A 22905-nucleotide genomic window follows, 5' to 3' on the forward strand; every position below is an offset into this window, starting at 1 on the left:
TCAGGGTTCGTAGACGGCGTTGCGGTCGACGGCGCGGTAGATGTCCATGCCGAGAGGTCGGCGCCGCTCCTCGGCGAGGTGCCCGAGCAGCCCGGCCGCGCGGGCCAGCAGGGCGAAACCGCGCAGCAGCTCGACGGGGAGCCCGAGGTCGGCGAGCGCCGCGCCGCACACCCCCGCGCCGTTGAGCGGCAGGGTACGGCCGAGCACCTGCGGGTGCACCCGCCCGATCGCCTCGAACAGGCGCAGGTGCGGGCCGTGCAGGCCCTCCTCGGTGGCGATCCGGATCAGGACGGGGGTGCGCGGGTCCTGCTCCTTGTGCACGGGGTGCCCTAGGCCCGGGACGAGCCGGCGCTCCTGCCTCGCCCGGGTGACCGCGTCGAGCGCCACAGCCTCGTAGTCGGTCACCTCGCCGGCCTGCGCGAGCGTGTCGGCGAGAAACCGTCCACAGTCCTCGGTGACACCGAGGAAGCGGGAGCCACCGCCGAGCAGGCCGGCGGCGAGCGCACCCTGTAGCGACTCCGGCGCGGACAGGTAGGTGAGCCGGGCCGCGATCGCCGTCGGGGTGAAGCCGTGGTCGGCGAGCGCCACCAGCACCGCCTCGAAGACCCGCACCTCGCCCCGGGTGGGGCGGCGGCCGGCGACCAACCAGTACGCCAGCTCGCCGAAGCCGACCTGGCCCATCAGGTCGGCGGCCAGGTCCTGCCCGAGCAGGGAGATGGTGGTCGGGTCGGACGTGCCGATCCCGGTCGGGAAGCTCAGCTCTTCAGCCACGCGCGGATCTCCTCGCCGTGTTCGTCGAGCCCGGGCGGCGGCAGCTCGTACCGGGCGGGGGTGTCGGAGAAGGTGATGGGGTTGCGGACCCCCGGCACGTCGCCGACGGCGACCACCGGGTCGAGCCCCAGCTCCTGGGCGAGGGCCACGCCGCCGTCGATGGTGTTGATCGGTGCGCACGGCACGCCCGCGGCGAGCAGGTCGCGGAACCACTCGTCCTTGGTTCGCTTGGCGAGTCGTTCGACGAGCAGGGGCCGCAACTGCTCGCGGTTGGCGGTGCGGTCCTGGTTGCGGCCGAAGCGCGGGTCGTCGGGCAGGTCGGGCAGGTCGAGCACCTGGCACAGCTTGCGGAACTGCCCGTCGTTGCCGGCGATGACGATCAGCTCGCCGTCGGCGGTGGGCAGCGGCTCGTACGGGAAGAGGCTGGGGTGTGCGTTGCCCATCCGGAACGGGACGGTGCCGCCGGCGACGTAGCCGCTGGAGTGGTTGACCAGGCCGGACAGCGCGGAGCTGAGCAGGTTGACCTCGACGTGCTGCCCCTTTCCCGTCGCGCCCCGGTGGTGCAGCGCGGCGAGGATGCCGATGCTCGCGTGCAGCCCGGCCATCACGTCGAACACGGAGATGCCGGCCCGGTACGGCGGGCCGTCCGGGTCGCCGGTGAGACTCATCAGGCCCGAGATGGCCTGCACCATCAGGTCGTAGCCGGGAAAATCCGCTCCGGCGCCGGTGCCGAAACCGCTGATGCTCGCGTACACGACCTTTTCGTTGCCGGCGGCGACGGTGTCGTAGTCGAGGCCGAAGCGGGCGAGGCCACCGGGCCGAAAGTTCTCGATCATGACGTCGGCGCGCCGGGCGAGTTCCTGCGCGGCGGCCAGGTCGTCCGGCTTCTTCAGGTCCAGGGCGACCGACCGCTTGTTGCGGTTGATGCCGAGGTAGTACGTCGAGACGCCCTCGCGGGTGGGCGGCATCCAGGTGCGGGTGTCATCGCCACCGGGGCTCTCCACCTTGACCACCTGGGCGCCCAGGTCGGCCAGGAGCATCGTGGCGTACGGCCCGGCGAGGATCCGGGAGAAGTCCGCGACGAGCAGGCCGGCCAGTGGTCCCGTTGATTGCTGCACCATGTTTCCGCCCGTTCTGCGGACACCTGTCCGCCGAATCAGCTTGCGTCACCGGTGGGGGCCTGTCAACGGGAAGTTCGGGAGGTCGAGACGGGCCCTTGACACGACTCGTGACCGGGACCACACTAGCGCCACTCGGGCCGGCCGCACAGCGGACAGTGGTCCGAATCCCTCGTACCCGGAAAGGAATGGGTGGCGATGAGCGCAACCTCCCGGCCGGTGATCTTCCGCAACGGCCTGGTTCTCACCATGGACGACGCACGCACGGTGCTGCCCGGCGCTGACGTGCTGGTCATCGGCGACCGGATCGCGGAGGTCGGCGTCGGCCTCGCCGCCCCCGACGACGCCCTGGAGATCGACGCCGCCGGCGGCATCCTCATGCCGGGGATGGTGGACACCCACCGGCACATGTGGCAGACGGCCATGCGCGGGTACGGCGCCGACTGGACCCTGACGCAGTACTTCGTCTGGTACTACCTGGAATCCGGCAAGCTGTTCCGGCCCGAGGACGTCTACGCCGGCAACCTGCTCGCCGCGATCGAGGCGGTCGACGCGGGCGTCACCACCACCGTCGACTGGTCGCACGGCCTCCAGACGCCCGACCACGCCGACGCGGCCGTCGACGCCCTCGAAGCGGTCGACGGACGGTTCGTGCTCGCCTACGGCAACATCCAGCAGGGCCCGTGGGAGTGGGCCACCTCGCCGGAGTTCCGGGACTTCCACCGTCGCCGCGTCGACGGCGGCAAACTGGCCGGGTTCCAGATGGCCTTCGACGTCACCGGCGATCCCGCCTTTCCGGAGCGGGCCGCCTTCGAGGTGGCCCGCGAGCTGGGCGCCGCGGTGACCACCCACGCCGGCGTGTGGGGCGCCACCAACGACGACGGCATCCGGCTCATGCACGAGGGCGGCTTCATGAACCCCTCGACCGTCTACGTGCACGCGGCGACGCTCACCCACGACTCGTACAACCGGATCGCCGCCACCGGCGGCTCCGTCTCTGTCTCCACGGAGAGCGAGCAGAGCGCCGGGCAGGGCTACCCGCCCACCTGGCAGCTGCGCCACCACGACATCCCGGTGTCGCTCTCCATGGACACCAGCGTCTGGTGGAGCGGCGATCTCTTTTCGGCGATGCGGACCACCCTCGGCGCCGACCGCTCCCGTGAGCACCTGGAGGCGCACGCCAAGCAGGACACCATCACCCACTGCCACCTGCGCGCCGAGCAGGTCGTCGAGTGGGCCACCCGGGGCGGCGCCCGCGCCCTCGGCATGGACTCCACGATCGGCGCCCTCACCCCCGGCCGGCAGGCCGACATCGTCCTGATCAAGAACGACGCCTCGCCGGTGATGTTCCCGATCCTCAACCCGCACGGTCACGTCGTCTTCCAGGCCCAACGCGGCGACGTGCACACCGTGCTGGTGGGCGGCCGGATCGTCAAGCGGGACGGCCGCCTCGTCGACGTCGACCTCGCCGCCGCGCGGGCCAAGGTGGCGGCCACGATCGACCACCTCCGCGAGACCATGGGGGAGGAGGCGTGGCTGCGGGGCATGAACCCGGACGTCCCCGAGACCGCGATCCTGGAGAACCCGTACCAGTACACCGAGTGGGACGCCGGCTCGGCGCAATGGAAGCATTAAGGACATGAGTGACAACGGAAGGGGCGCCGGGCCCGACTTCATCGAGGCTCTCGCCCGCGGTCTCGACGTCCTGCGCTCCTTCCGTCCGGCCTGCCCGTCGATGACGCTCAGTGAGATCGCTGCCGCCACCGGCCTGGCCCGGCCCACGGTCCGGCGCATCCTCATCACCCTTGAGACGCTGGGCTACGTCCGCGCCGTCGGCCGTGGCCACGCCCTCACCCCACGCGTCCTGGAACTGGGGATGGCGTACGTCAACGCGCTGAACATGTGGGACGTGGCCCGCCCGCACATGGAGAAGCTCGTCGCGCAGACCAACGAGTCGACCTCGATGGCCCAGCTCGACGGCAGTGACATCGTCTACGTCGCCCGCGTCGCCGTCCCGAAGATCGTCACGCTCGCCGTGACCATCGGCACCCGCTTCCCGGCCCCCGCGACGTCGATGGGCAAGGTACTGCTCGCGGGGCTGCCGCCGGAGACGCTGACCGCCGTGCTCGCCGAACCGACCCGCTCCGGCATCACGCCCCGCTGGCAGCCCTCGCCCGGCGAGTTGGACGCCGTGTTGCGCGAGGTGCGCGCGAAGGGCTGGGCGCTCGCCGACCAGGACCTCGCTCCGGGGATCCGGTCCGTCGCCACCGGCGTCCGCGACGGCGACGGCCGGGTCATCGCCGCGATCAACGTGACCGTGCACGCCGCCGAGACGTCGCTGGAGACGCTGCTCGACGACCATCTGCCCCTGCTGCTCCGCGCCGCCGCCGACATCGGGCACGACTGGGCTCTGACCGCCGCGGTGCCGGTGACCACCGCCTGACGCGGTCGCTCGTGCGCCGCGGCCTGCGGCTCATAGCGCGCGGCTTGCGGCTCATAGCGCGCGGCCTGCGGCTCGTGGCGCGCGGCCTGCGGCGCGCGGCCTGCGGCTCGTGACTTCGCGTCTTCGGCGTGCGGCCGCCGGGCCCCCGGCCCCCCTGTGCGCCCTTTGCTCTGCTTACCCCGATGCACCACTGCCCGCCTGTCGGGTGGTGCGTCGGGGTATGCAGAGCAAAGGACGCGATCGGGGTGGATCCTTCGGCACGTGACTCGTCGCGTCTCCAGGTAGGAACCGCCCAGCCAACGGCGTCGACGGTGGCTCGGTCGACCCACCGCTGACCGACACCCAGACGACCGGTTGTAATCGGAGGGCCGTTCGGATGCGCGGCCGGGCGGTCACGAAATCCGGCGGCGGATCGTCACAACCAGCGGATAGTCTGCCTGCGCGCGTCGTCGCCTCGGTACGCCGCGCCCCCGCGCCTGGTCGGCGCGGCACCGCCGCCACCGCCCACCGGACGCCGGATCAACCGACCTCAGGAGAGTTTGTGACACAGCAATCCGTCGCGACATCGGACAAGCTCGACGCCGCGGTGCTCAAGGTGGCGGGCGTCGTCGTCCTCGGCGCGATCATGTCGATCCTCGACGTGACGGTGGTCAGCGTCGCCATCCCGACGTTCCAGAGCGAGTTCGACGCGTCGTACGCCCGCGTCGCCTGGACGATGACCGCCTACACCCTCGCGCTGGCCACGGTGATTCCGCTCAGCGGGTGGGCGGCGGACCGGTTCGGCACCAAACGCCTCTACATGGTGGCGTTGGCCCTGTTCACCATCGGGTCGGGGCTCTGCGCCACCGCCGACACGATCGGCGAGCTGATCGGCTACCGCGTCCTGCAGGGTCTCGGCGGCGGCATGCTCATGCCGCTGGGCATGACCATCATGACCCGGGCGGCCGGGCCGCACCGGATCGGCCGATTGATGGCCGTCCTCGGCATCCCGATGCTGCTCGGCCCCATCGGCGGCCCGATCCTCGGTGGCTGGCTGATCGATACCGCGAGCTGGCACTGGATCTTCCTGATCAACCTGCCGATCGGCGTCATCGCGTTGATCTACGCGCAGTTGGCGCTTCCGAAGGACGCTCCCGAGCCGTCCGAGTCGTTCGACTTCATCGGCATGCTGATGCTGTCACCGGGGCTCGCGCTGTTCCTTTACGGCGTCTCGTCCCTGCCGGAGACGGGCACCTTCGCCGAGACCAAGGTGTGGGCGCCCATGCTGGTCGGCGCCGCGCTGGTGGTGGCGTTCGTGCTCTACTCGTTCAAGCCCCGGCATCCGCTGCTCGACCTGCGGCTGTTCAGCAACCGCAACCTGACCATCGCCTCGGTGACGCTGTTCGTCTTCATCATCGCGTTCATGGGCGCCGGGCTGCTGTTCCCGAGCTACTTCCTCCAGGTGCGCGGCGAGTCGACGTTGACCGCCGGTCTGCTGATGGCCCCGCAGGGCATCGGCGCGATGATGACCATGCCGATCGCCGGCATGCTGGCCGACCGGGTACCGATCGGTCGCACGGTCCCGTTCGCGCTGGCGCTCATCGTCGTCGGGTTCTTCAGCTTCACCCAGGTCGACCCGCAGACCTCGTACTGGCTGCTCGGTGGCTCGCTGTTCGTGATGGGTCTGGGCATGGGCGGCACGATGATGCCGATCATGACCTCGGCACTGCGGACGTTGCAGGCCCACGACGTGGCGCGCGGCTCGACGCTGGTCAACATCCTTCAGCAGATCGGCGGGTCGGTGGGCGCCGCGGTGATGTCGGTGATCCTCACCAACGAGCTGAACGGGTCCCGGCCGATCCCCGGCCTGGTGGACCCGAGCGGCAAGCCGGTCACCGAGGCCGGGTTGGCCATCGCCTCCCAGCAGCGGCCGGAGCTGCTCCAGCAGATGCCGGTGGACCCGTCGCTCATCGAGCGCGGGCTCGACTTCGCCGCGAAGTCGTTCGCCACCACGTTCTGGGTCGCGTTCGCGCTGGTGGTGCTCACCTTCATCCCGGCGGCCCTGCTGCCGCGCCGGCGCCAGCCGGCGCAGCCGCTCGACGAGCAGGGCGAGCTGGTCAAGGCGCCCGTCGTCATTCACTGACCGACCCCGCCGCGCTCGGCACCCCGTGAGGTGCTGGGCGCGGCGGGTACGGCGTCAGCGCAACGGGCCGTCACCGGGCCCGTCCGGGTCCTCGACCACGTGGATCGCCGCTTCCTCCGCGCTGGCGGCACCCGCGTCGATTCCGGCGTCCCATGCCACCGACTCGGCCTCGTCGTCCTCGCGGACGCCCTCGTCGTACTCGACGAGACGGCCGGCGCGCGCCTCGGCTTCGTACCCCCGGCGGGTCAGCTCGTCCTCGTCGTCGCCGCCCTCGGCGTACGGGTCGACATCCGGCACCTCCTGCGCGAGGTGCTGCTCCAGGGACTCGCCCGCCCGCTCCTCGGCGGGAGTGGTGCCGAACCGGTTCGCCGCAGTCCAGTGGTCCGCGGCGACGATGCCGGTGTCCAGGGGGTCGCCCACGCGGTCGTCGTCCAGGGTGTCCGAGGCGTCCAGAACCCCGTCGTCCTCGGCGACGTTCCACTCGTCAACGGAATCCATCCGATCGATCTGGCTCACGGCGGTCTCCTCTTCCTCACGGTGCGGCAAAATGCCCAGCCTATGACCGTTCAACGCGGGTGCGCCCCGAGGCCTGCCCGCTGTGACGAACGGACCTCGGGCGCGACGGTCAGCGGCGGCTCAGCAACTCCACCACGGCGTCGGTGAACTCCGCCGGCTGCTCGATGTGCCCGAAGTGCCCGCTGCGCTCCAGCAGCACCAGACGCGAGTCCTTGAGGCCCTCATGCAGCTGCCCGGCCCAGCGGGGGCCGCAGATGAAGTCGTGGGCCCCCACGATCACCACGGCCGGCACGGCGACCTGACCGAGTTCGTCCCGCACGTCGAAGGGGGTCGGGTCCTGAGCGCCCGCCGGCGCGGACCAGGCCCGCACGGCCGCCTGGAACGGGGCGAATTCGGACTCCCGCGCCCAGAAGTCCGCGAAGTAGACCGGCAGAGCCGCGCGCAGGCCGGCGCTCAGCGCCTCGTCGTCGGCGGCGGTGACCGCCTGCTGGAAGGCGGCCGGGATCGCCGCGGCCTCCGGCCGGTCGGGGTGCCGCAGCGGGTACGCGGCGAGCTGAGCCATCGCCTCGCCCCAGAACTCGGCGCCGGTGACGGGCGAGGTGTCGTACAGGGCGAGACCGGCGACCCGGTCGGGGTGCGTCAGCGCGTACCGCTGGACGACGAAACCGCCGTGCGAGTGCCCGAGCAGGTACACCCGGGGCGCACCGAGGTGCTCGACGACGGCGTCGAGAAACCGGACGTACGTGTCGAGACGGTAGTCGTCGGCGTTGTCGAGCCGTCCCGAGGCGCCGGTGCCGACCGGCTCGACGTACACCATCGTGAAGTGCTCTTCGAGACTCGGCATCCGCAGGTAGGCCCACTCGATGCCGGGGCCGCCGGAATGCGCCACGCACAGCGGGCCGGTGCCGGCGACGTGGTAGACCTGCCGAACGCCACCGACGGTGACCTCGTGGGCAACCGGTACGAGGACGCCGACGTCGTGGCTGGTGGAACCCATCAACTATCTCCCGATCCATGACCCGTGCGGCGCGTGCCGACACGGCAACTGGTGACTGACGCGGACCAGATGCGCGGGTCGATCGGAAAGTTCGCTCGGTCGGAGAAGTTTCTTCAGACGGGCCGGCGGGTCTCCCGAGCCGGAACGGGGTGGAAGAGGGTGAGTTGGCGTACCCGCCCTCCGCGCAGCAGCTGCATCCACAGCGCCCCGGGTGGGCAGTGCTCCGGGTCGTCGGGCGGGCTGATCAGATCGGTCTCCCAGATCAGCACATCACCGCTGGCCACCACGTTGCGCAGCCGCTGCCGTACCCCGCTCGTCAGGTCCTTCGTCATGCCCTGGACCGCCAGGTCGGTGCCGCCGCGCAGGCCACCTGGTGCGAGCATCTCCGCGTCCGGCCACCAGCTCTCGCGCACCACCCGGTCGAAGTCGCCGCGCATCGCCGTCGTGATCATGTCGTGGCCCTCGCGCCAGCGGGCGTCCCGCGACGCGGCCACGTCGAGGTGCGCGGCGGTCGCCGACGCCCGCAGGCCGCCGGCGAGCGTGCGGCGCGCGTGGCTGAGCCGGCTGCGGACGGTGCCGACCGGCACGCCGCAGACGGCGGCGATCTGCTCGTACGAGGAGGCGTCGCTGAAGTACCGCAGCAGGGTCACCAACCGGTCGGGCTCGGACAGCTCCCCGATGGCGTGCCACACCCAGTCACGCAGCGCGCCCCGGTCCAGCGCCTCCTCGGGGGTGGGGGTGCTGGCCGGCTGGGCGAACCACTCGGGGTCGGCGACCGGGACGGGCCGGGGCCCGCGCAGCGTCATCCGACTGTTGTTTCGGACGATGGCCCGCAGCCACGGGCCGATCGCCGCCGGATCGCGAACCTCGCCGATGCGGCGCAACGCCACCACCATCGCGTCCTGCACCGCGTCCTCGGCGTCCGGGCCGTAGCCGAGCAGGCTGAGCGCGACCGCCCGCATCTCGGCCTCGTGTCGCGCCAGCAGCACACCGAGCGCTGCCGCGTCGCCCGCCTGCGCGAGCACCACCAGCTCCGGGTCACCGTGCGTCACGCCCACTTACCCCCGATTTGTGGCGTCCTGACCGATTCGACCGGTACGACCGGCCGTTCGAGCCTACGGCGGACGGCTGTGGGACCGACCAGGCTGGCTACCCGGATGGCGGACCGTCAGCTCAGGGCGCGCGCCGTCGCGTCGCTTGAAAAAACCGGTGATGCGTGCCAGAACCTGACCTCTATCGGTCGTACCGTGGCCGGCATGACGCCATTGCGCATCCCGGAGGGCAACCCGGGCAGCCACCTCGCGGCGACAGGTGAGCCGCTGGCACACGCGACGGACATCAGGGTCTTCTGCGGGGGCCTGCGGTGACCCGCGTGAGCTGGGCGCAGGTGTGCGCCCGCCGCCTGGAGCGGCACGCGCTCTCCGCGCCGGCGTCGTCCGCTGGGGGACCGGCCCCGGAGGCCGACGTGGTCTCCGCCGTGGTGTCCGCGATGTGCGGCGCGCACGCCCAGGTCGCCTCCGCCGCTGAGCTGTCCGTCGGACTGCGCGTTCCGGGCGCCACTCGTGCGCTGGTGCGCCAGGCACTCTGGACCGATCGCACCCTTGTCAAGAGCCGTGGGCCGCGCGGCACCGTGCACCTGCTCGCCGCGGCGGATCTGCCGATGTGGACCGGCGCCCTCTCCGCGCTGCCGCTCCCGCCGTACGAGCAGGGCCGTGACCTGCTGACCCCCGAGCAGAGCGAGCAGGTCCTCGCGGCCATCGCCGACGCGCTGGCCGAGGCCGAGCTGACCACCGCCGAGTTGACCGAGCAGGTCGTCGCCCGCACCGGGCCCTGGGCCGGCGATCGGGTCATGGACGCGTTCCAGGACAAGTGGCCGCGGTGGATCGCCGCGATGGCGGCCGCCACCCGGGGTGGGGTGCTCTGCTTCGGGCCGAATCGGGGCCGCTCCACCACCTACACCAGCCCGGCCCGGTGGCTGCCCGGGTTCGCGCCGATGGACGGTCCGGCCGCGCTGGCCGAACTCGTCCGGCGCTACCTGTACGCGTACGGACCGGCCACCCCGGCGCAGTTCGCCCGGTGGCTGTCGGTACCCGCCACCTTTGCGGCGAGACTGTTCGAGTCCGTGGATCTGGCGCCAGTGACGGTGGATGGCACGCGGGCGTGGGTGGCGGCCGGCGACGACGGCTTTCCGGACGACCGGCCGTCGGGGGTGCGGCTGCTGCCCTACTTCGACGCGTACACCGTCGGCTGTCACCCGCGCGAGCTGCTCTTCCCCGGGGCGGCCGCCGACCGGGCGCTGGCCCGCGGGCAGGCCGGCAACTACCCGGTGCTGCTGGTCGACGGGACGGTCGGCGGGGTGTGGCACCAGCGTCGCTCCGGTCGCACGATCCACGTGACGGTGGAGCCGTTGCGGACGCTCGGCGCCCGTCGGCGGCGGGCGCTGGAGGAGCAGGTGGAGCGGGTCGGCCAGATTTTGGAAGGAACCGCGTCGCTGACCGTCGGTGCGGTGAAGGTCGGTCCACACGCCTGAGGCGGGCAGGATGGGGGTGTGGACATCGAGCCGGTCGACTGCGCGCCCCGGCGAGCCTTTCCCTGGGCGATGCTGCGGCAACGCTGGCAGGATCTCACGTTTCTGCACTGGCCGGTCGCGCCGGAACTCGTCGCGCCACTGCTGCCCGCCGGGACCCACCCGGACACCCTCGACGGCGTCAGCCACGTCGGGCTGATCGGCTTCCGGATGGTCGGGCTGGGCCTCGGCCGTGGGCCGGGCGTGCCGTACTTCGGCACCTTCTGGGAGACCAACGTCCGGCTCTACTCGGTCGACGACACCGGCCGGCGGGCGGTGGTGTTCCGCTCGCTCGACGCGTCCCGACTGGTACCGGTGCTGGTCGCCCGGGTGACGCTGCGGCTGCCGTACCTCTGGTCGTCGATGCGGTTGGACCGCGACGGTGACCGGCTCACCTACCGGTGCCGGCGCCGCTGGCCCGGACCGGTCGGTACGACGAGCCGGATGGTGGTCCGGGTGGGGGAGCGGATCGCCGATCCGACCCCCCTGGAGCACTTCGTCACCGCCCGCTGGGGGCTGCACACCCGGGCGTACGGGCGCACCCTGCACCTGCCGAACTGGCACCCGCGCTGGCCGCTGCACCGCGCCGAACTGCTGCACCTGGACGACGAGTTGGTGGCCGCCGCCGGGCTGCCGGCGCCGACCGGGCCGCCGGTCAGCGTGCTGTATTCCCCCGGCGTCGGGGTGCGGTTCGGCCCGCCGGTCACGGCGTCGACACCTCGAACCGCCGAGGCCGCGCCGGAAGGCTGACCGGGCGGATTCGCCGCCGGCGGGCTCTCAGCCGTCGCGTCCGGCACCGCGGTCGGGTGCGCTCATGTCCCCCGTGCCGGGCGTGCCCTCGGCGAGCCCGTACCGCAGGTAGACGGTGCCCGTCGGACTGGCCGCTGGCGGTTCGAGGAGCGTGAGGTTCGCGGGCACCGCGCCACCGTCGAACACCTTCTTCCCGACGCCGAGCACGATCGGATGCACCCAGAGGCCGAGACGGTCGAAGAGCTTCTCGCGCAGGAGCGTCTGCACCAGGTTGAGGCTTCCGACGACCTTCACGTGCTGGTGCCGGTCACGGATCGCGCGCACCGCGCCGGCCAGATCGGGGCCGACCTGCGTGGACCCGGCCCACGAGAGGTCGGGCCTGCCCCGGGAGGCCACGTACTTCGGGATGCTGTTGAAGAGCGTGGCGATCTCGTTGTCCTGGCCGCCCTCCTGATGGGGCCAGTAGGCAGCGAAGATGTCATACGTCCGCCGGCCGAGCAGGAGGGCGTCCGTGCCCTCGTACGCGGCCATGACCTGCGCACCGGCGACCTCGTCCAGCAGGGGCGCCTGCCAGCCGCCGAACTGGAACCCCACCGGATCCTCGTCGGGGCCGCCGGGCGACTGCCCGACGAGGTCGAGGGTGGCGAACAGCTCGATGTGGATGAGGCCCATGCCGTGCTCCCGATGAAGTGGTCGTCCGCGTCGGGAGGTAGACCCGTGGGCGTCGGCAGACTCATCGCTGCGACGGCACCCGGCTTTCCTCGTACCGCCCATACCGACCGTATCGCGCGGCGCCGCTGCCGCCGGCCCGTCGGGCCGGTTGCGACAGCGTGTCGTACGTCAGTAGCGGCTCCCCTCGGGCGCTGGCAGGGCGTCGAGGTCGGCCAGGTCCTCGGCGCTGAGCCGCACGTCGCCCGCCGCGCAGTTGTCCACCAGGTACCGGGGGGTCTTGGTGCCGGGGATGGGAATGACGTGGCGGCCCTGGGCGACCACCCAGGCCAGCGCGACCTGTGCGGGGCTGACGCCGGCCCGGTCGGCGATCTCACGGACCCGGGCCACGATGGCGAGGTTGGCGCGCAGCGCGTCCTGCTGGAAGCGCGGCAGGCCACGGCGGAAGTCGTCGGCCGGCAGGTCGTCGAACGAGGCGAACCGACCGGCGAGGAAGCCCCGGCCCAGCGGGGAGAACGGCAGGAAGGCGATGCCCTGCTCGGCGCAGTACGGCAGCACCTCGGTCAACGGGTCACGGGTCCACAGGGACAACTCGGACTGCACCGACGCCACCGGGTGCACCGCCTGGGCCCGTACGATCTGGGCCACCGTCACCTCGGACAGGCCGAGCTGACGCGCCTTGCCCGCCGCCACGACCTCCGCCATCGCACCCCAGGACTCCTCGATGGGCACGTCCGGGTCGACGCGGTGCAGCTGGTAGAGGTCGACGTGGTCGGTGCCGAGCCGGCGCAGGCTGTCGTCGATCGCCGCGCGGATGTGCTCCGGGCGGCCGTTGTTGCCGATCCTGGGGGAGTTGCCGGGGCCGCCGGTCAGGGAGGTGACGACCAGCCCCGCCTTGGTCGCCAGGACGGCCCGTTCCCGGTGGTCACCGGCCAGTGCGCGGCCGACCAGCTCCTCATTGGTGTACGGCCCGTACACGTCCGAGGTGTCGATCAGGGTGGCTCCCAGGTCGAGCGCCTGATGGATGACGGAGACCGACGTGTCGTCGTCGCGCGGGCCGGTGATGTCGTATCCGTGGGTCATGCCCATGCACCCGAGTCCGATGACTCCGACCTCGGGACCTGCGCTGCCCAGCGTGGTGGTTCGCATGCGCCCCACGCTACGGCGCTTGGAGGCGCGGTGCCCCCCGCTTGTCGGCGGCCTGTGCTGCACTGTCCGGCATGGAGCCCACCCGATTCCTCAGCTGCCTCGCGGATGACTTCGCCCGGCTGCGCGCTGTCGCCGCGACCGACCTCACCGCGGCGGTGCCCAGCTGCCCCGGTTGGAATGTCGCCGACCTGACCCGCCACGTGGGCGAGGTCTATCTCCACAAGACCCTGGCCATGCGTGACGGCGCCGAGCCCGAGCCCTGGCCGCCAGCTGAGCTGGCGACCGAGGAGCCGCTGGCGCTGCTCGATCGGACGTACGCGGGGTTGCTGGCCGAGTTCGCGGCCCACGCCCCGGAGGATCCGGCCGGCTCCTGGTACGCGCCGGGCCAGACCGTGGGCTTCTGGATGCGGCGGATGGCGCAGGAGACCGTCATCCACCGCATCGACGCCGAGCTGGGCGTCGGTGTCCCGTTTGCGCCCGTCCCGGACGACCTCGCCGTCGACGGCATCGACGAGCTGCTCAAGGTGTTCGTGGAGTATTCGGCGGCCGAGTGGGCCGATGACTTCAACAAGATCCTGGCCGACGCGCCGAGCTGGACGTGCGCGATCCGCACCGACGGCGCGGCGTGGACGGTGCGTACCGAGCCGGGGCTGTTCCGCGTGACCGACGGCGCGGCCGACGACGCCGACGTGACCGTGACCGGCCCGCCGGCCGCGATGCTGCGTTGGGCGTGGGGTCGGGACCTGACCGGTGAGCCGGACGGCGTCGCCGTCGAGGGTCGGGCCGAGGCGTTGACGCCGATGCGTCGCTGCATCGTCATCGCGACACAGTGAGATGCCCCGGCCGCTCGATGACGCCACCACCCTAGAATCGATGATGTTCACTGCCGCGTTGGCGGCGGTGTCGCGGGTGGTAGGCGGAGGGCGGTGCGCAAGATGGGACCGGACGAACGGGATCGGCTGTTCGAGCAGGCACGGGAGCAGTCGACGCGGCAGGACACCTGGGCGGAGGCGGACCGGCTCTGGGTGCGGGTGATCGACGCCTACCGGGAGGCCGCGCAGGGCTCGGGCCGGGTGAATCGCCGCGACCAGCAGCAGTTGGCCCGGGCGCTGTGGCGGCGAGGGATGCTGCTGTCGGCGCGGGGCCGGGCCGCCGACGGGATGGCGCCCGGCGGTGAGGCGGTCGCCCTGTTCGAGCGGGTGCATGACGCGGTGGCGGCCGAGGGTGGCGACGTGGCCGATCCGGCGTGGGACGAGGCGCTCGCGGAGCTGATCACCGCGCTGGTGGACCTGGCGGAGGTCGCCTTCGCCGCCGGTCAGCCCGCCACCCGGCTGGAACTGGTCGAGCGGGCCGTGGCCGTGGGTCTGCTCACCGTTGCGTCCCCGCCGTCCGCCGGGCCCCGCACCAGGGAGGCGATGGGCACCGCCTATCACAACCAGGCCGTCGCGTTGCTGCACCGATCCGTCACGCGACCCGCCGGGGACGACCCGATCCGGGAGGCGGCGCTGGCCGCGTCCCGGGCCTGCGAGCTGCGCCAGGGACTGCTGGATCCGCTGCGCCCGCTGAGTCTGTGGGAGATGGCCAACACCTACGGGGTGTACGCGCAGTGCCTGGCGCTGATCCGGGACTTCGACCGTGCCGCCATGGTGCTGGGGCTCGGCAATCGACTGGTGGAGCTGCTGGGGCCGGCCGGCGCGCAGCCCGCCCAGGCCCTGCGCGTGGCGGCCGAGATGGTGGCCCGGGAGAAGTCGGCGTCGGGCGTGACCGCCTCGCGTCGCTGGGGGTGGCGGCGGCGCTGACCTCCCGGCCAGCGGGAATCCGCTCGCTCCGTCTTGCCTTGCATCGTTCCTGATCGATATTGTGCGCCCAGGCGCCGCCCCGCCTCAGGCCATCACTGTCGATCGACCAAAGCGGGTTCAGCATGCGCACACTGAGATTTGTCACGGCCCTGGCCGTCGCCGGCCTGCTCGCCGGTGCGGTGGCGGTCACCGCCACACCGGCCAGCGCGGCGACCGCCGTGTTCTCCGTGACGAACAACTGGGGCAGCGGCTATCAGGGCCAGGTCACCGTCACCAACAACACCTCCACACAGATCACCAGCTGGCGGGTCGAGTTCGACCTGCCGTCCTCCTCGAGCGTCAGCCAGTCGTGGAACGCGCAGCAGAGCACCGCCGGCAGCCGGTACACGTTCACCAACCTCTCCTGGAACGGGACCCTGGCCGCCGGGGCCTCGACCTCGTTCGGCTTTCTCGTCGCCGGCTCCGGCACCCCGGTCAACTGCACGGTGAACGGCGCATCCTGCGCGGGCGGGCCGCCGCCGACCCCCGGCACCCCGGTCGAGCGGTACGGTCAGCTGCGGGTCTGCGGCACCGGGATGTGCGACAGGAACGGCGCCCGGGTGCAGTTGCGCGGCATCAGCAGCATGTGGCTGAACTGGGAGACCGCCCCGTACGCCGAGAACCTCTCCGCGTTGACCTGGATGCGGGACAACTGGAACCTCCAGGTGATCCGCGCGGCGATGGGCGTGGAGCCGGCGGGCGCGTACCTGAGTGACCCGGTCAAGGCGCGTACGCAGGTCGAGACCATCATCACCAACGCGGTCAGCGCCGGCGTGTACGTGATCGTCGACTGGCACGCGCACGAGGCGCAGAACAACCAGTCGCAGGCGGTGGCGTTCTTCAGCGATCTGGCCCGCCGCTACGGTCACCTGCCCAACGTCATCTGGGAGCCCTACAACGAGCCGCTCCAGGTGAGCTGGACCAGCGTCATCAAGCCGTACCACCAGGCCGTGGTGTCCGCGATCCGCGCCGCCGACCCGGACAACATCGTCGTGCTGGGCACCCCGACGTGGTCGCAGGACGTGGACGCGGCGGCGGCCAGCCCGGTCTCCGGCACCAACCTGATGTACACGCTGCACTTCTACTCGTGCACGCACGGCGCGTCGCTGCGCGCGAAGGGCGACGCGGCGATCCGGGCCGGCCTGGCGCTGTTCGTCACCGAGTGGGGTGCCAGCCACGCCGACGGCGGCCTCGACGGTCGGGCCTGCCTGCCCGAGGCACAGACCTGGGTCGACTGGATGAAGGCGAACGGCATCTCCTGGACCGCCTGGAAGCTCGACGTCGGCACCGACACCACCAACCTGCTCAGCCCGGGCGCGCCGGTGACCGGCGGATGGAACAACTACCTGCACGGCCACGCGCCGTTCGTGGTCGCCAACATGAGGTGACCCTCGACGGCCGGGCCCAGCTCCGACCCGGGAGCTGGGCCCGACCGGCGCGACCGGTCAGGCTCGTGGAGCTGCCGTACCCGCGAAGTCGATCCGCATGACCACCCGCCGCAGCGTGGGGTGGCTGACCTCGGCGAAACCGGCTTCCTCGAAGATCTGCCGTACGCCGACGTGCGCCTCGCCCCAGGTGATCTGCTTGCCCGCCTCGGCGAGCATCGGGTACGCCTCCAGCGACCGCGCGCCGCGTTCGCGAGCGAAGTCGACCGCGGCGCGGGCGAGGGGGTAGGTGAGGCCCCGACCCCGGTAGCCCTTGCGGACCACCAGGCACGTCACGGCCCAGACGCCGTCGTCGTCCCGGTCCTCGTCGCGGCCGAGCCAGGGGACCCGTTGGTCGCGCAGCTTCGGGTACGCCGTCCTCGGCTCGACCGCGACCCAGCCCACCGGCTGCTCGTCGAGGAAGGCGACCAGCCCGCTGGTGCTCGGGGCGTCCGGCTGGCCGCAGGCGGTCTGCTCCCGGAACGAGGCGATCCGTTCCTCCGGGGTGGAGGCTCGCCACAGCCAGCCCGCGACCTTGAACCACTGGCACTGGCAGCGACCCGCGTCGGCAGTGCCGAGGACGACCTGGAGGTCGTCCCACGACACCTCGTTGGCCGGCACGGTCCGGAGGCCCGGGTGGGGGATCGGAACGCCGGTCGGGTCAGTCATGCTGCACCTCGCCGATGAGCCCCTTGATCATGCCGCTCGATTCTGCCTCGCCGGCGCCAGCGCCACCAGACCCGGCCGGGGCGGACGGCCTCGTGCGCCCCGTTGCACAGGGGCTGACCCGGCACCTCGCCGCGATCGCGACCACCGCCGGTGGAGGCGTTATCCTGCGCCGGTGGACGTCACGGCGGAGGGTGCGCGGCTGGCCGCCGACCTGGGCCGCTGGCTGGACGACCTGACCTTCGTCGACCTGGACACCGACGAGGTCACCGCGCGGGTGATCGACGCGGTGGTGGGATGGGCCGAGGCCCAGGGCTGGCGGGTCTACCGGCGCGCGCCCAGCGTTCTGCCGTTGCCACCGCCACTGGAGCAGCGGCACTCCGTCCTCGACGTGGCCTGTGCCCGCCCCGGCGGCCCGCCGGTGGTCGTGGAGGTCGACCACACCGACCGGGCGCGGACGGTGCAGAAGCTGCGGGCCGAGGCGGACGCCGGGCGTATCCCGATCTGGGTGCGCTGGGGCGTCGGCCGTTTCGCCGCGCCACCACCGCCGGTGCTGATGGTGACCTGCGAGGTGACCCGGCGCGCCGCGCCGGCGGGGCGCGGGCGGCTGCACAGCCGGACCGGCGACCGCCCCGCGCCGACGCACTCCATCGGCGGCGGCACGGCGGCCGCCCAGGCGCTGCCCATCCCGCTGACCGACCCGGTTACGGACGCGGTTGAGGGCACCTGAAGCGAATCGTAAGCGCGGACCGGCACAGTTCTGGGTGTCACCGGAGAACACGACCGACAGCCAGGAGATTCCGATGCGCAAGCTCATCAACTCGACCTACATCACCCTCGACGGCGTCATCGAGAACCCCATGTGGACCGCGCCGTACTTCGAGGAGGAGGCCGCCAGCCTCGCCGGCGAACAGACCAACGCCGCGGACGCGATGCTGATGGGCCGGGCCACCTACGACGGCATGTCCGTCGCCTGGCCGAGCATGGACGAGAACGACCCGACCACCGGCGCGGCGTACTTCAACAACGTCAAGAAGTACGTCGCCTCGACCACCCTGACCAACCCCACCTGGAACAACACCGAGGTGCTCCAGGGCGACCTGGTCGAGGCGGTCACCAAGCTCAAGGCCCAGGAGGGCAAGGACATCATCCAGTACGGCTACGGCTCGGTCACCGCGCAACTGGTCCGGGCGGGACTGGTGGACGAGGTCCGGTTCTGGATCCACCCCGTGCTGGAGGGCGGCCCCAGCCTGACGAGCCCCCTGACGGACTTCAAGGCGTCGTTCGAGCTGATCGACACCCGCGTGCACAAGAACGGCGTGATCATCGCCTCGTACCGGCCGAAGACGGCCGGCTGACCACCGAATCAGAGCTGAGCCCGGGCCTCGCCCGGGCTCAGCTCCGCGCCCTCGGCGACCAGCGCGTCGAAGCGTTCCCGCCCCAGGGCGGCCAGCACGCGGTCGCTCACCCGGTCGATGTCGTCGCGTTCCGCCGGGGCGGCCGGGGCCTGCGCGGCGAGCCGGGCGGCGGCCGCGGCGCCCAGCAGTCGGGCGGCGACCTCCGGGGAGCGCACCGCCGATGCCATCCCCTCCAGGGGGCTGACCGCATCCCGTGGGGTCGCCATCGCCTGGGCGGCCTCGAACGCCTCGATGTGCAGGGCCAGCGCCGCATCCGGGTCGCCGGCCTGCTCGACCGCGTAGCCCAGCTCGACCAGGATCATCGGCAGGTACAGGGCGGGCTGGGTCTCCGCGCGGCCCTGTTCGACGAGGTGGGTGAGGTGGGGGACGGCCACGTCGAGCTTGCCGTCGCGGCGGGCGGCCAACCCCAGGCTCATCTCCGCGAAGACCAGCGCACTGGGCATGCCCTGCTCCACGGCCAGCTGGTATGCGCGTTCGGCCAGCTCCCGGCCCTGCGCGTAGTCGCGGGTCTGCACGGCCAGCCAGGCCAACCAGGACAGCTCGCTGCACACCTGCGGCCACAGCGCCAGCTCCTCCGCCCAGCGCAGCCCCTCCCGGTGCAGGGCGGCGGCCCGCTCGTGCTCGCCGCGCATGTCGGCCAGCCCACCCACCCATTCAATCGCCTGGAGCCGTCCCCACCGGTCACCGAGGTCCGCGAACAGCTCAGCGCTGCGGGTCGCGGCGTATTCCAGCGTGGCCTGGTCACCGTTGGCGTGCGCGATCATCGCCCGGGAGCTGAGCACCGCAGCCTCGGTCCACGGATCGGCGGAGGCGGCGGGAAGCAGCTCCGACGCCAGAGCCAGGTCGCTGTAACCGATCACCGCGTTGGCCGCGAACCAGGCACCGCGGCCGTCCGGATCGCCGGCCAACGCGGCCCGGAGCTCGGCCGGCACGATCGGGTCACCCTGCGACAGCGCGAAACCGACCCGCCAGGGCGCGGCCCGGGACTCCTGCGTCGCGTCACCCGGCACCGCCAGCGCCCGCCGCGCCTCGGTGAGCCGCCCGCGCAGATACCAGTACCAGCTCAACGCGATGGCCAGCCGCAGTCCGCCGCCGTGGACCAGCGCCGTGCGCAGGTTCGCCGTCTCCGCGTCGAGCAGGGCCAGCCACCGCTGCTGGTCGGCGCCGCGCAGCTGCGGGTCCGCGCGTTCGGCCAGCTCGGTGTAGTACGCGGCGTGCCGCGCGCGTACCTCGTCGGCGTCGGTGAGGCGGTCCAGGCAGAACGCGGCGACCGATTCGAGCAGCCGGTAGCGCGGCTGCACGCCGGAGTCGTCCAGCACCACCAGCGACCGGTCCACCAGCCGGGCCAACGTGTCCAGATCGGTCTGGCAGACCCGCTCGGCGGCCTCCGGGGTGCAGCCGTCCCGGAACACCGCCAGCCGTGCGAGCACCACCCGGTCGGCCTCGTCGAGCAGGTCCCAGCTCCAGCCGATCACCGCGGTCAGCGTCCGCTGTCGCGGCGGCACGTCCCGTTGCTGGGTGGTGAGCAGCCGGAACCGGTCGTCCAGCCGGTCCACCACCCCGCGCACACCGAGCGCGCGGACCCGGGTCGCCGCCAACTCCAGCGCCAGCGGCAGGCCGTCGAGGCGGCGGCAGAGTTGCGCCACCACGGGAGCGGTCCGGCCGTCGAGGCGGAAAGCCCGCTGCTGCGCGGCGGCGCGGGCGGTGAACAACCGGGCCGCCGGCGAGCGCCGGACCGCGTCCAGGTCGCCGCCCTCCGGCACGGACAGCGGGGGTACCTCCCAGAGCAGTTCCCCGGTGAGGCCGAGCGGCTCCCGGCTGGTGGCGAGCACCCGCACCCCGGGCGCGTCGCGCAGCAGCCGGACCACCAGGTCGGCGACCGGCTCGATCACGTGCTCGCAGTTGTCCAGCACGAGCAGCAGGTGTCGGTGTCGCAGCGCGGCGGTGAGCCGGTCGGCGGCGGACAGGCTCGCGCCCGCGGCCTCGCGGGTGTCCAGCGCGCCGAGCACCTGCTCGGCGACGCGCGGGTCGCCGGCGGGCAGCGGGGCCAGCTCGACCAGGTGGACACCGTCCGGGAGGGACTGCGCGCGGGCCGCCTCGGTGGCCAGCCGGGTCTTGCCGACACCGCCCGGCCCGACCAGCGTGACCAGCCGCTGCCGCCCCAGCAGGGCCCGCAGCTCGGTCAGCGCCTCGGCCCGTCCGACCAGCTCGTCCAGCTGCGCCGGGAGGCTGTTGCGGATGATCGCGGTCTTCGGCGGCGCGCTCAGGCCGGCGTCCTGTTCGAGGATCCGGCGGTGCAGGGCGACCAGCTCCGGCCCGGGGTCGAGGCCCAGCTCGTCGGCGAGCCGGTCGCGCAGCTCGGCGTAGCTGTCCAACGCCTCGGACTGGCGGCCGGCCGCGTAGAGGGCGCGTAGCTGCACCGCCCGCAGGCCCTCCCGCAGCGGATGCCGGGCAACCAGCTCCGCCAGGTCGGCGGCGACCAGGTCATGCTCGCCCCGGAGCACCCGAGCCTCGGCCAGCCGCTCGTGCACGGTGAGGCGCTGCTCGGCGAGCCGGGTCGCCTCCGCGCGGACGAACTCGGCGTCGGCCACGTCGGCGTACGCCTCGCCGCGCCACAGCTTGAGGGCCTCGGTCAGCCGCTCGACATCGGTGCACCGGGCCAGTTCGGCGAACCGGTCGGCGTCGATCGCGTCGGCCCGCAGCAGGTACCCGGGCGGCCGGGACTCGATCATCTCGCGGGCGCCCGGCTCGGCATCGTTGAGCGCCTTGCGCAGCTGCGACACCCGCACCTGGAGGGCGCCGGCGGGATTGGCGGGCGCGTCGTCGCCCCACAGGTCGTCGATGAGGCGGTCCGTCGAGATCACCTGGTTGCGGTTGGTCAGCAGGTCGGCGAGCAGCGCCCGTACCTTGGCGCCGGGCACCACCACCGGCTCGCCGGCGTCGGTGGTGACGGCGAGCGGTCCGAGCACCCCGAACTGCACGGCGGTCATCCTAGCCTCGGTAAGGTCACCTGAAGCCGACCGTAAGCGCTGCGGCGCACCCTGTGGTCATGGACATCCACCACGAGGAACACGGCAGCGGCGGCGGTCGCCCGCTGGTGCTGATCCACGGCGCGCTCTCGGCCATCGGCACCTCGTTCGGCACGGTCCTGCCGCTCCTGGCGAAGACCCGACGGGTGATCGCGGTCGAGTTGCAGGCACACGGCCGCACGCCGGATGTCGACCGCCCGATGACCGTGGAGCATTTCGCCGCCGACGTGGTTCAGTTGCTCGACCGGCTCGGCGTCGCGCGGGCGGACGTGTTCGGGTGGAGCATGGGCGCCGCGGTGGCCCTGCGCCTGGGCACCGACCACGCCGCCCGGGTCGGCCGGCTGGTGCTCGCCTCGGTGAGCTTCGACGAGGCGGGTCTGCATCCCGGGCTGCTCGACGGGATCCAGGACCTGCGACCGGAGCACCTGCACGGCTCGGAGTTCCACGAGGAGTACCTGCGGACCGCGCCGGACCCGGCGGGCTGGGCCAACCTGGTCACCAAGATGAAGGTGCTGGACGCGAACCTGCCGCGGTGGACCCCCGAGCAGATCGCAGCCCTCGCCGCGCCCACCATGATCGTGCTGGCCGACGCGGACATCGTGCAGCCCGAGCACGCGGTGCGGATGTTCCGGCTGCTCGGCGGCGCGGTGCCCGGTGATCTGACCGGTCTGCCGGCCTGCCGGTTGGCCATCCTGCCCGGCACCACCCACACGTCGATCCCACAGCGCGCCGACTGGCTGGCCCCGATGATCGACGAGTTCCTGGACGACGCCTAGGCGGTGGCTCCTATTCGGATCTGCGGCGGACCGCCGCGAGCATGCGCCGCACGCCGATCACATGGCCGCCCGATGTCAGGAGGAGTTGTCGGTACAGGCCGCCGGCCAGGCCGGGGAAGGCGGCTCGCGTCTCGGCCCGCAGCCGTGACCGGCCCGCACCGACGGCATCGAGGCGGAAGATCAGCGCGTAGGTCGAGAACCGATGGCTGCCGCGCAGCGCCAGTTCCTGACCGGGGATCGCGGTGACCACCCGGAAGCCGGGGAACGTCGAGCCTTCGGCGAGCGGCCGTGGCCCGGACATGCCCGGGTCGGCGGCACCCACCAGGCGCGCGTAGCTGGCCATGCCGGGCCGGGAGAAGGACTTCTCGACGATGTCCGCCAGGTGGGGCCAGACCTCGACGGTCTCCGCCGCGATGACCGTGGCGTGCTCGTCCAGGTGGGGCAATGAGTCGATCCGCATCAGCACCTCCCCGCTGCGCCGTCCATTCTCACCCGACCGGATCGAAGTTCGTTGTCCGTGGTCATGGCGTGCGGCGGATTTACCAGGTAGAAACATGCCGACCCCTTCGCGCCGGCCCGCTTGCGGCCGGAGGGTCCAGAGAGCGCTCTCACCGCCCCAGCTGGCCGGCACTCCTCCGACCAGCGGAGAGGAC

Annotated in this window: 22 protein-coding genes; 12 read left to right on the forward strand and 10 right to left on the reverse strand. The window is 72.4% G+C overall.

What is annotated here, in order from left to right:
* Positions 1 to 771 carry a citryl-CoA lyase gene (locus EAD89_RS20630; RefSeq protein WP_121653069.1) on the reverse strand — a complete coding sequence of 257 codons (771 nt, stop codon included), beginning with the start codon at positions 769 to 771 and terminating at the stop codon, positions 1 to 3.
* On the reverse strand, positions 756 to 1892 hold the full coding sequence (locus tag EAD89_RS20635; RefSeq protein WP_121676875.1) for a CaiB/BaiF CoA-transferase family protein: 1137 nt from the start codon (positions 1890 to 1892) through the stop codon (positions 756 to 758). The genes EAD89_RS20630 and EAD89_RS20635 overlap by 16 nt, the downstream gene beginning before the upstream one ends.
* Before the next feature lie 195 nt (positions 1893 to 2087).
* Here EAD89_RS20635 and EAD89_RS20640 point away from each other — a divergent pair, with 195 nt between their 5' ends.
* The 3 genes from EAD89_RS20640 to EAD89_RS20650 all read left to right on the forward strand — a co-directional run bounded on the left by EAD89_RS20640 (position 2088) and on the right by EAD89_RS20650 (position 6454).
* The gene (locus EAD89_RS20640; RefSeq protein WP_121676876.1) at positions 2088 to 3524 is read left to right on the forward strand and encodes an amidohydrolase family protein; all 1437 of its coding nucleotides are present in this window, start codon (positions 2088 to 2090) and stop codon (positions 3522 to 3524) included.
* Between the two features lie 4 nt (positions 3525 to 3528).
* Positions 3529 to 4332 (forward strand): IclR family transcriptional regulator C-terminal domain-containing protein, encoded by an 804-nt coding sequence (locus EAD89_RS20645; RefSeq protein ID WP_121653072.1) that lies wholly within the window; start codon positions 3529 to 3531, stop codon positions 4330 to 4332.
* Positions 4333 to 4873: 541 nt separating this feature from the next.
* Positions 4874 to 6454 (forward strand): DHA2 family efflux MFS transporter permease subunit, encoded by a 1581-nt coding sequence (locus EAD89_RS20650; protein WP_121676877.1) that lies wholly within the window; start codon positions 4874 to 4876, stop codon positions 6452 to 6454.
* A 54-nt stretch (positions 6455 to 6508) separates the two neighbouring features.
* Here EAD89_RS20650 and EAD89_RS20655 read toward each other — a convergent pair whose 3' ends face one another.
* The 3 genes from EAD89_RS20655 to EAD89_RS20665 all read right to left on the reverse strand — a co-directional run bounded on the left by EAD89_RS20655 (position 6509) and on the right by EAD89_RS20665 (position 9019).
* Positions 6509 to 6970, reverse strand: a complete 462-nt coding sequence (locus tag EAD89_RS20655) for a DUF5709 domain-containing protein (protein WP_233578865.1) — start codon at positions 6968 to 6970, stop codon at positions 6509 to 6511.
* Between the two features lie 109 nt (positions 6971 to 7079).
* A complete protein-coding gene (locus EAD89_RS20660) occupies positions 7080 to 7967 on the reverse strand; it encodes an alpha/beta fold hydrolase (RefSeq protein WP_121676878.1) in 888 nt (295 codons plus the stop codon).
* Between the two features lie 113 nt (positions 7968 to 8080).
* A complete protein-coding gene (locus EAD89_RS20665) occupies positions 8081 to 9019 on the reverse strand; it encodes an RNA polymerase sigma factor (RefSeq protein ID WP_121676907.1) in 939 nt (312 codons plus the stop codon).
* A 105-nt stretch (positions 9020 to 9124) separates the two neighbouring features.
* Here EAD89_RS20665 and EAD89_RS20670 point away from each other — a divergent pair, with 105 nt between their 5' ends.
* The 3 genes from EAD89_RS20670 to EAD89_RS20680 are packed head-to-tail and all read left to right on the forward strand — an operon-like array spanning position 9125 to position 11283.
* Positions 9125 to 9334: a hypothetical protein gene (locus tag EAD89_RS20670; protein ID WP_121676879.1), complete on the forward strand. Its 210-nt coding sequence runs from the start codon at positions 9125 to 9127 to the stop codon at positions 9332 to 9334.
* Between the two features lie 5 nt (positions 9335 to 9339).
* Complete coding sequence (locus EAD89_RS20675; protein ID WP_233578866.1) at positions 9340 to 10497, forward strand: winged helix DNA-binding domain-containing protein; 1158 nt, start codon at positions 9340 to 9342, stop codon at positions 10495 to 10497.
* Positions 10498 to 10515: 18 nt separating this feature from the next.
* A complete protein-coding gene (locus EAD89_RS20680; protein WP_121676881.1) occupies positions 10516 to 11283 on the forward strand; it encodes a YqjF family protein in 768 nt (255 codons plus the stop codon).
* A gap of 27 nt (positions 11284 to 11310) precedes the next feature.
* Here EAD89_RS20680 and EAD89_RS20685 read toward each other — a convergent pair whose 3' ends face one another.
* Together EAD89_RS20685 and EAD89_RS20690 are read right to left on the reverse strand one after the other, a co-directional pair.
* The gene (locus EAD89_RS20685) at positions 11311 to 11955 is read right to left on the reverse strand and encodes a dihydrofolate reductase family protein (RefSeq protein ID WP_121676882.1); all 645 of its coding nucleotides are present in this window, start codon (positions 11953 to 11955) and stop codon (positions 11311 to 11313) included.
* Between the two features lie 168 nt (positions 11956 to 12123).
* Positions 12124 to 13101 (reverse strand): aldo/keto reductase, encoded by a 978-nt coding sequence (locus tag EAD89_RS20690; protein WP_121676883.1) that lies wholly within the window; start codon positions 13099 to 13101, stop codon positions 12124 to 12126.
* A 71-nt stretch (positions 13102 to 13172) separates the two neighbouring features.
* On the opposite strand from EAD89_RS20690, the gene EAD89_RS20695 reads away from it, so the two are divergent.
* The 3 genes from EAD89_RS20695 to EAD89_RS20705 all read left to right on the forward strand — a co-directional run bounded on the left by EAD89_RS20695 (position 13173) and on the right by EAD89_RS20705 (position 16327).
* Positions 13173 to 13934 (forward strand): maleylpyruvate isomerase family mycothiol-dependent enzyme, encoded by a 762-nt coding sequence (locus EAD89_RS20695; protein ID WP_121676884.1) that lies wholly within the window; start codon positions 13173 to 13175, stop codon positions 13932 to 13934.
* A gap of 93 nt (positions 13935 to 14027) precedes the next feature.
* Positions 14028 to 14900, forward strand: coding sequence for a hypothetical protein (locus EAD89_RS20700; protein WP_121653081.1), 873 nt, complete (start codon positions 14028 to 14030; stop codon positions 14898 to 14900).
* Positions 14901 to 15022: 122 nt separating this feature from the next.
* On the forward strand, positions 15023 to 16327 hold the full coding sequence (locus tag EAD89_RS20705; RefSeq protein WP_121676885.1) for a cellulase family glycosylhydrolase: 1305 nt from the start codon (positions 15023 to 15025) through the stop codon (positions 16325 to 16327).
* Between the two features lie 57 nt (positions 16328 to 16384).
* Here EAD89_RS20705 and EAD89_RS20710 read toward each other — a convergent pair whose 3' ends face one another.
* A complete protein-coding gene (locus EAD89_RS20710; RefSeq protein WP_121676886.1) occupies positions 16385 to 17032 on the reverse strand; it encodes a GNAT family N-acetyltransferase in 648 nt (215 codons plus the stop codon).
* A 172-nt stretch (positions 17033 to 17204) separates the two neighbouring features.
* On the opposite strand from EAD89_RS20710, the gene EAD89_RS20715 reads away from it, so the two are divergent.
* Both EAD89_RS20715 and EAD89_RS20720 read left to right on the forward strand, forming a co-directional pair.
* Entirely contained in the window at positions 17205 to 17759 is a 555-nt protein-coding gene (locus EAD89_RS20715) for a hypothetical protein (protein ID WP_233578868.1), read from the forward strand.
* A gap of 73 nt (positions 17760 to 17832) precedes the next feature.
* A complete protein-coding gene (locus EAD89_RS20720; protein WP_121656440.1) occupies positions 17833 to 18387 on the forward strand; it encodes a dihydrofolate reductase family protein in 555 nt (184 codons plus the stop codon).
* A gap of 8 nt (positions 18388 to 18395) precedes the next feature.
* On the opposite strand, the gene EAD89_RS20725 is transcribed toward EAD89_RS20720, so the two are convergent.
* Complete coding sequence (locus EAD89_RS20725) at positions 18396 to 21437, reverse strand: BTAD domain-containing putative transcriptional regulator (protein ID WP_233578870.1); 3042 nt, start codon at positions 21435 to 21437, stop codon at positions 18396 to 18398.
* Between the two features lie 59 nt (positions 21438 to 21496).
* Between EAD89_RS20725 and EAD89_RS20730 the strand changes: the two genes are divergently transcribed.
* Positions 21497 to 22252: an alpha/beta fold hydrolase gene (locus EAD89_RS20730; RefSeq protein WP_121656442.1), complete on the forward strand. Its 756-nt coding sequence runs from the start codon at positions 21497 to 21499 to the stop codon at positions 22250 to 22252.
* Positions 22253 to 22262: 10 nt separating this feature from the next.
* Here the strand turns inward: EAD89_RS20730 and EAD89_RS20735 are convergent, their stop codons facing one another.
* Positions 22263 to 22712, reverse strand: coding sequence for a hypothetical protein (locus tag EAD89_RS20735; RefSeq protein WP_121676887.1), 450 nt, complete (start codon positions 22710 to 22712; stop codon positions 22263 to 22265).
* Positions 22713 to 22905: the final 193 nt, after the last annotated feature.

The sequence above is a fragment of the Micromonospora sp. BL4 genome (genome assembly GCF_003667505.1).
Classification (GTDB): Bacteria; Actinomycetota; Actinomycetes; order Mycobacteriales; family Micromonosporaceae; genus Micromonospora.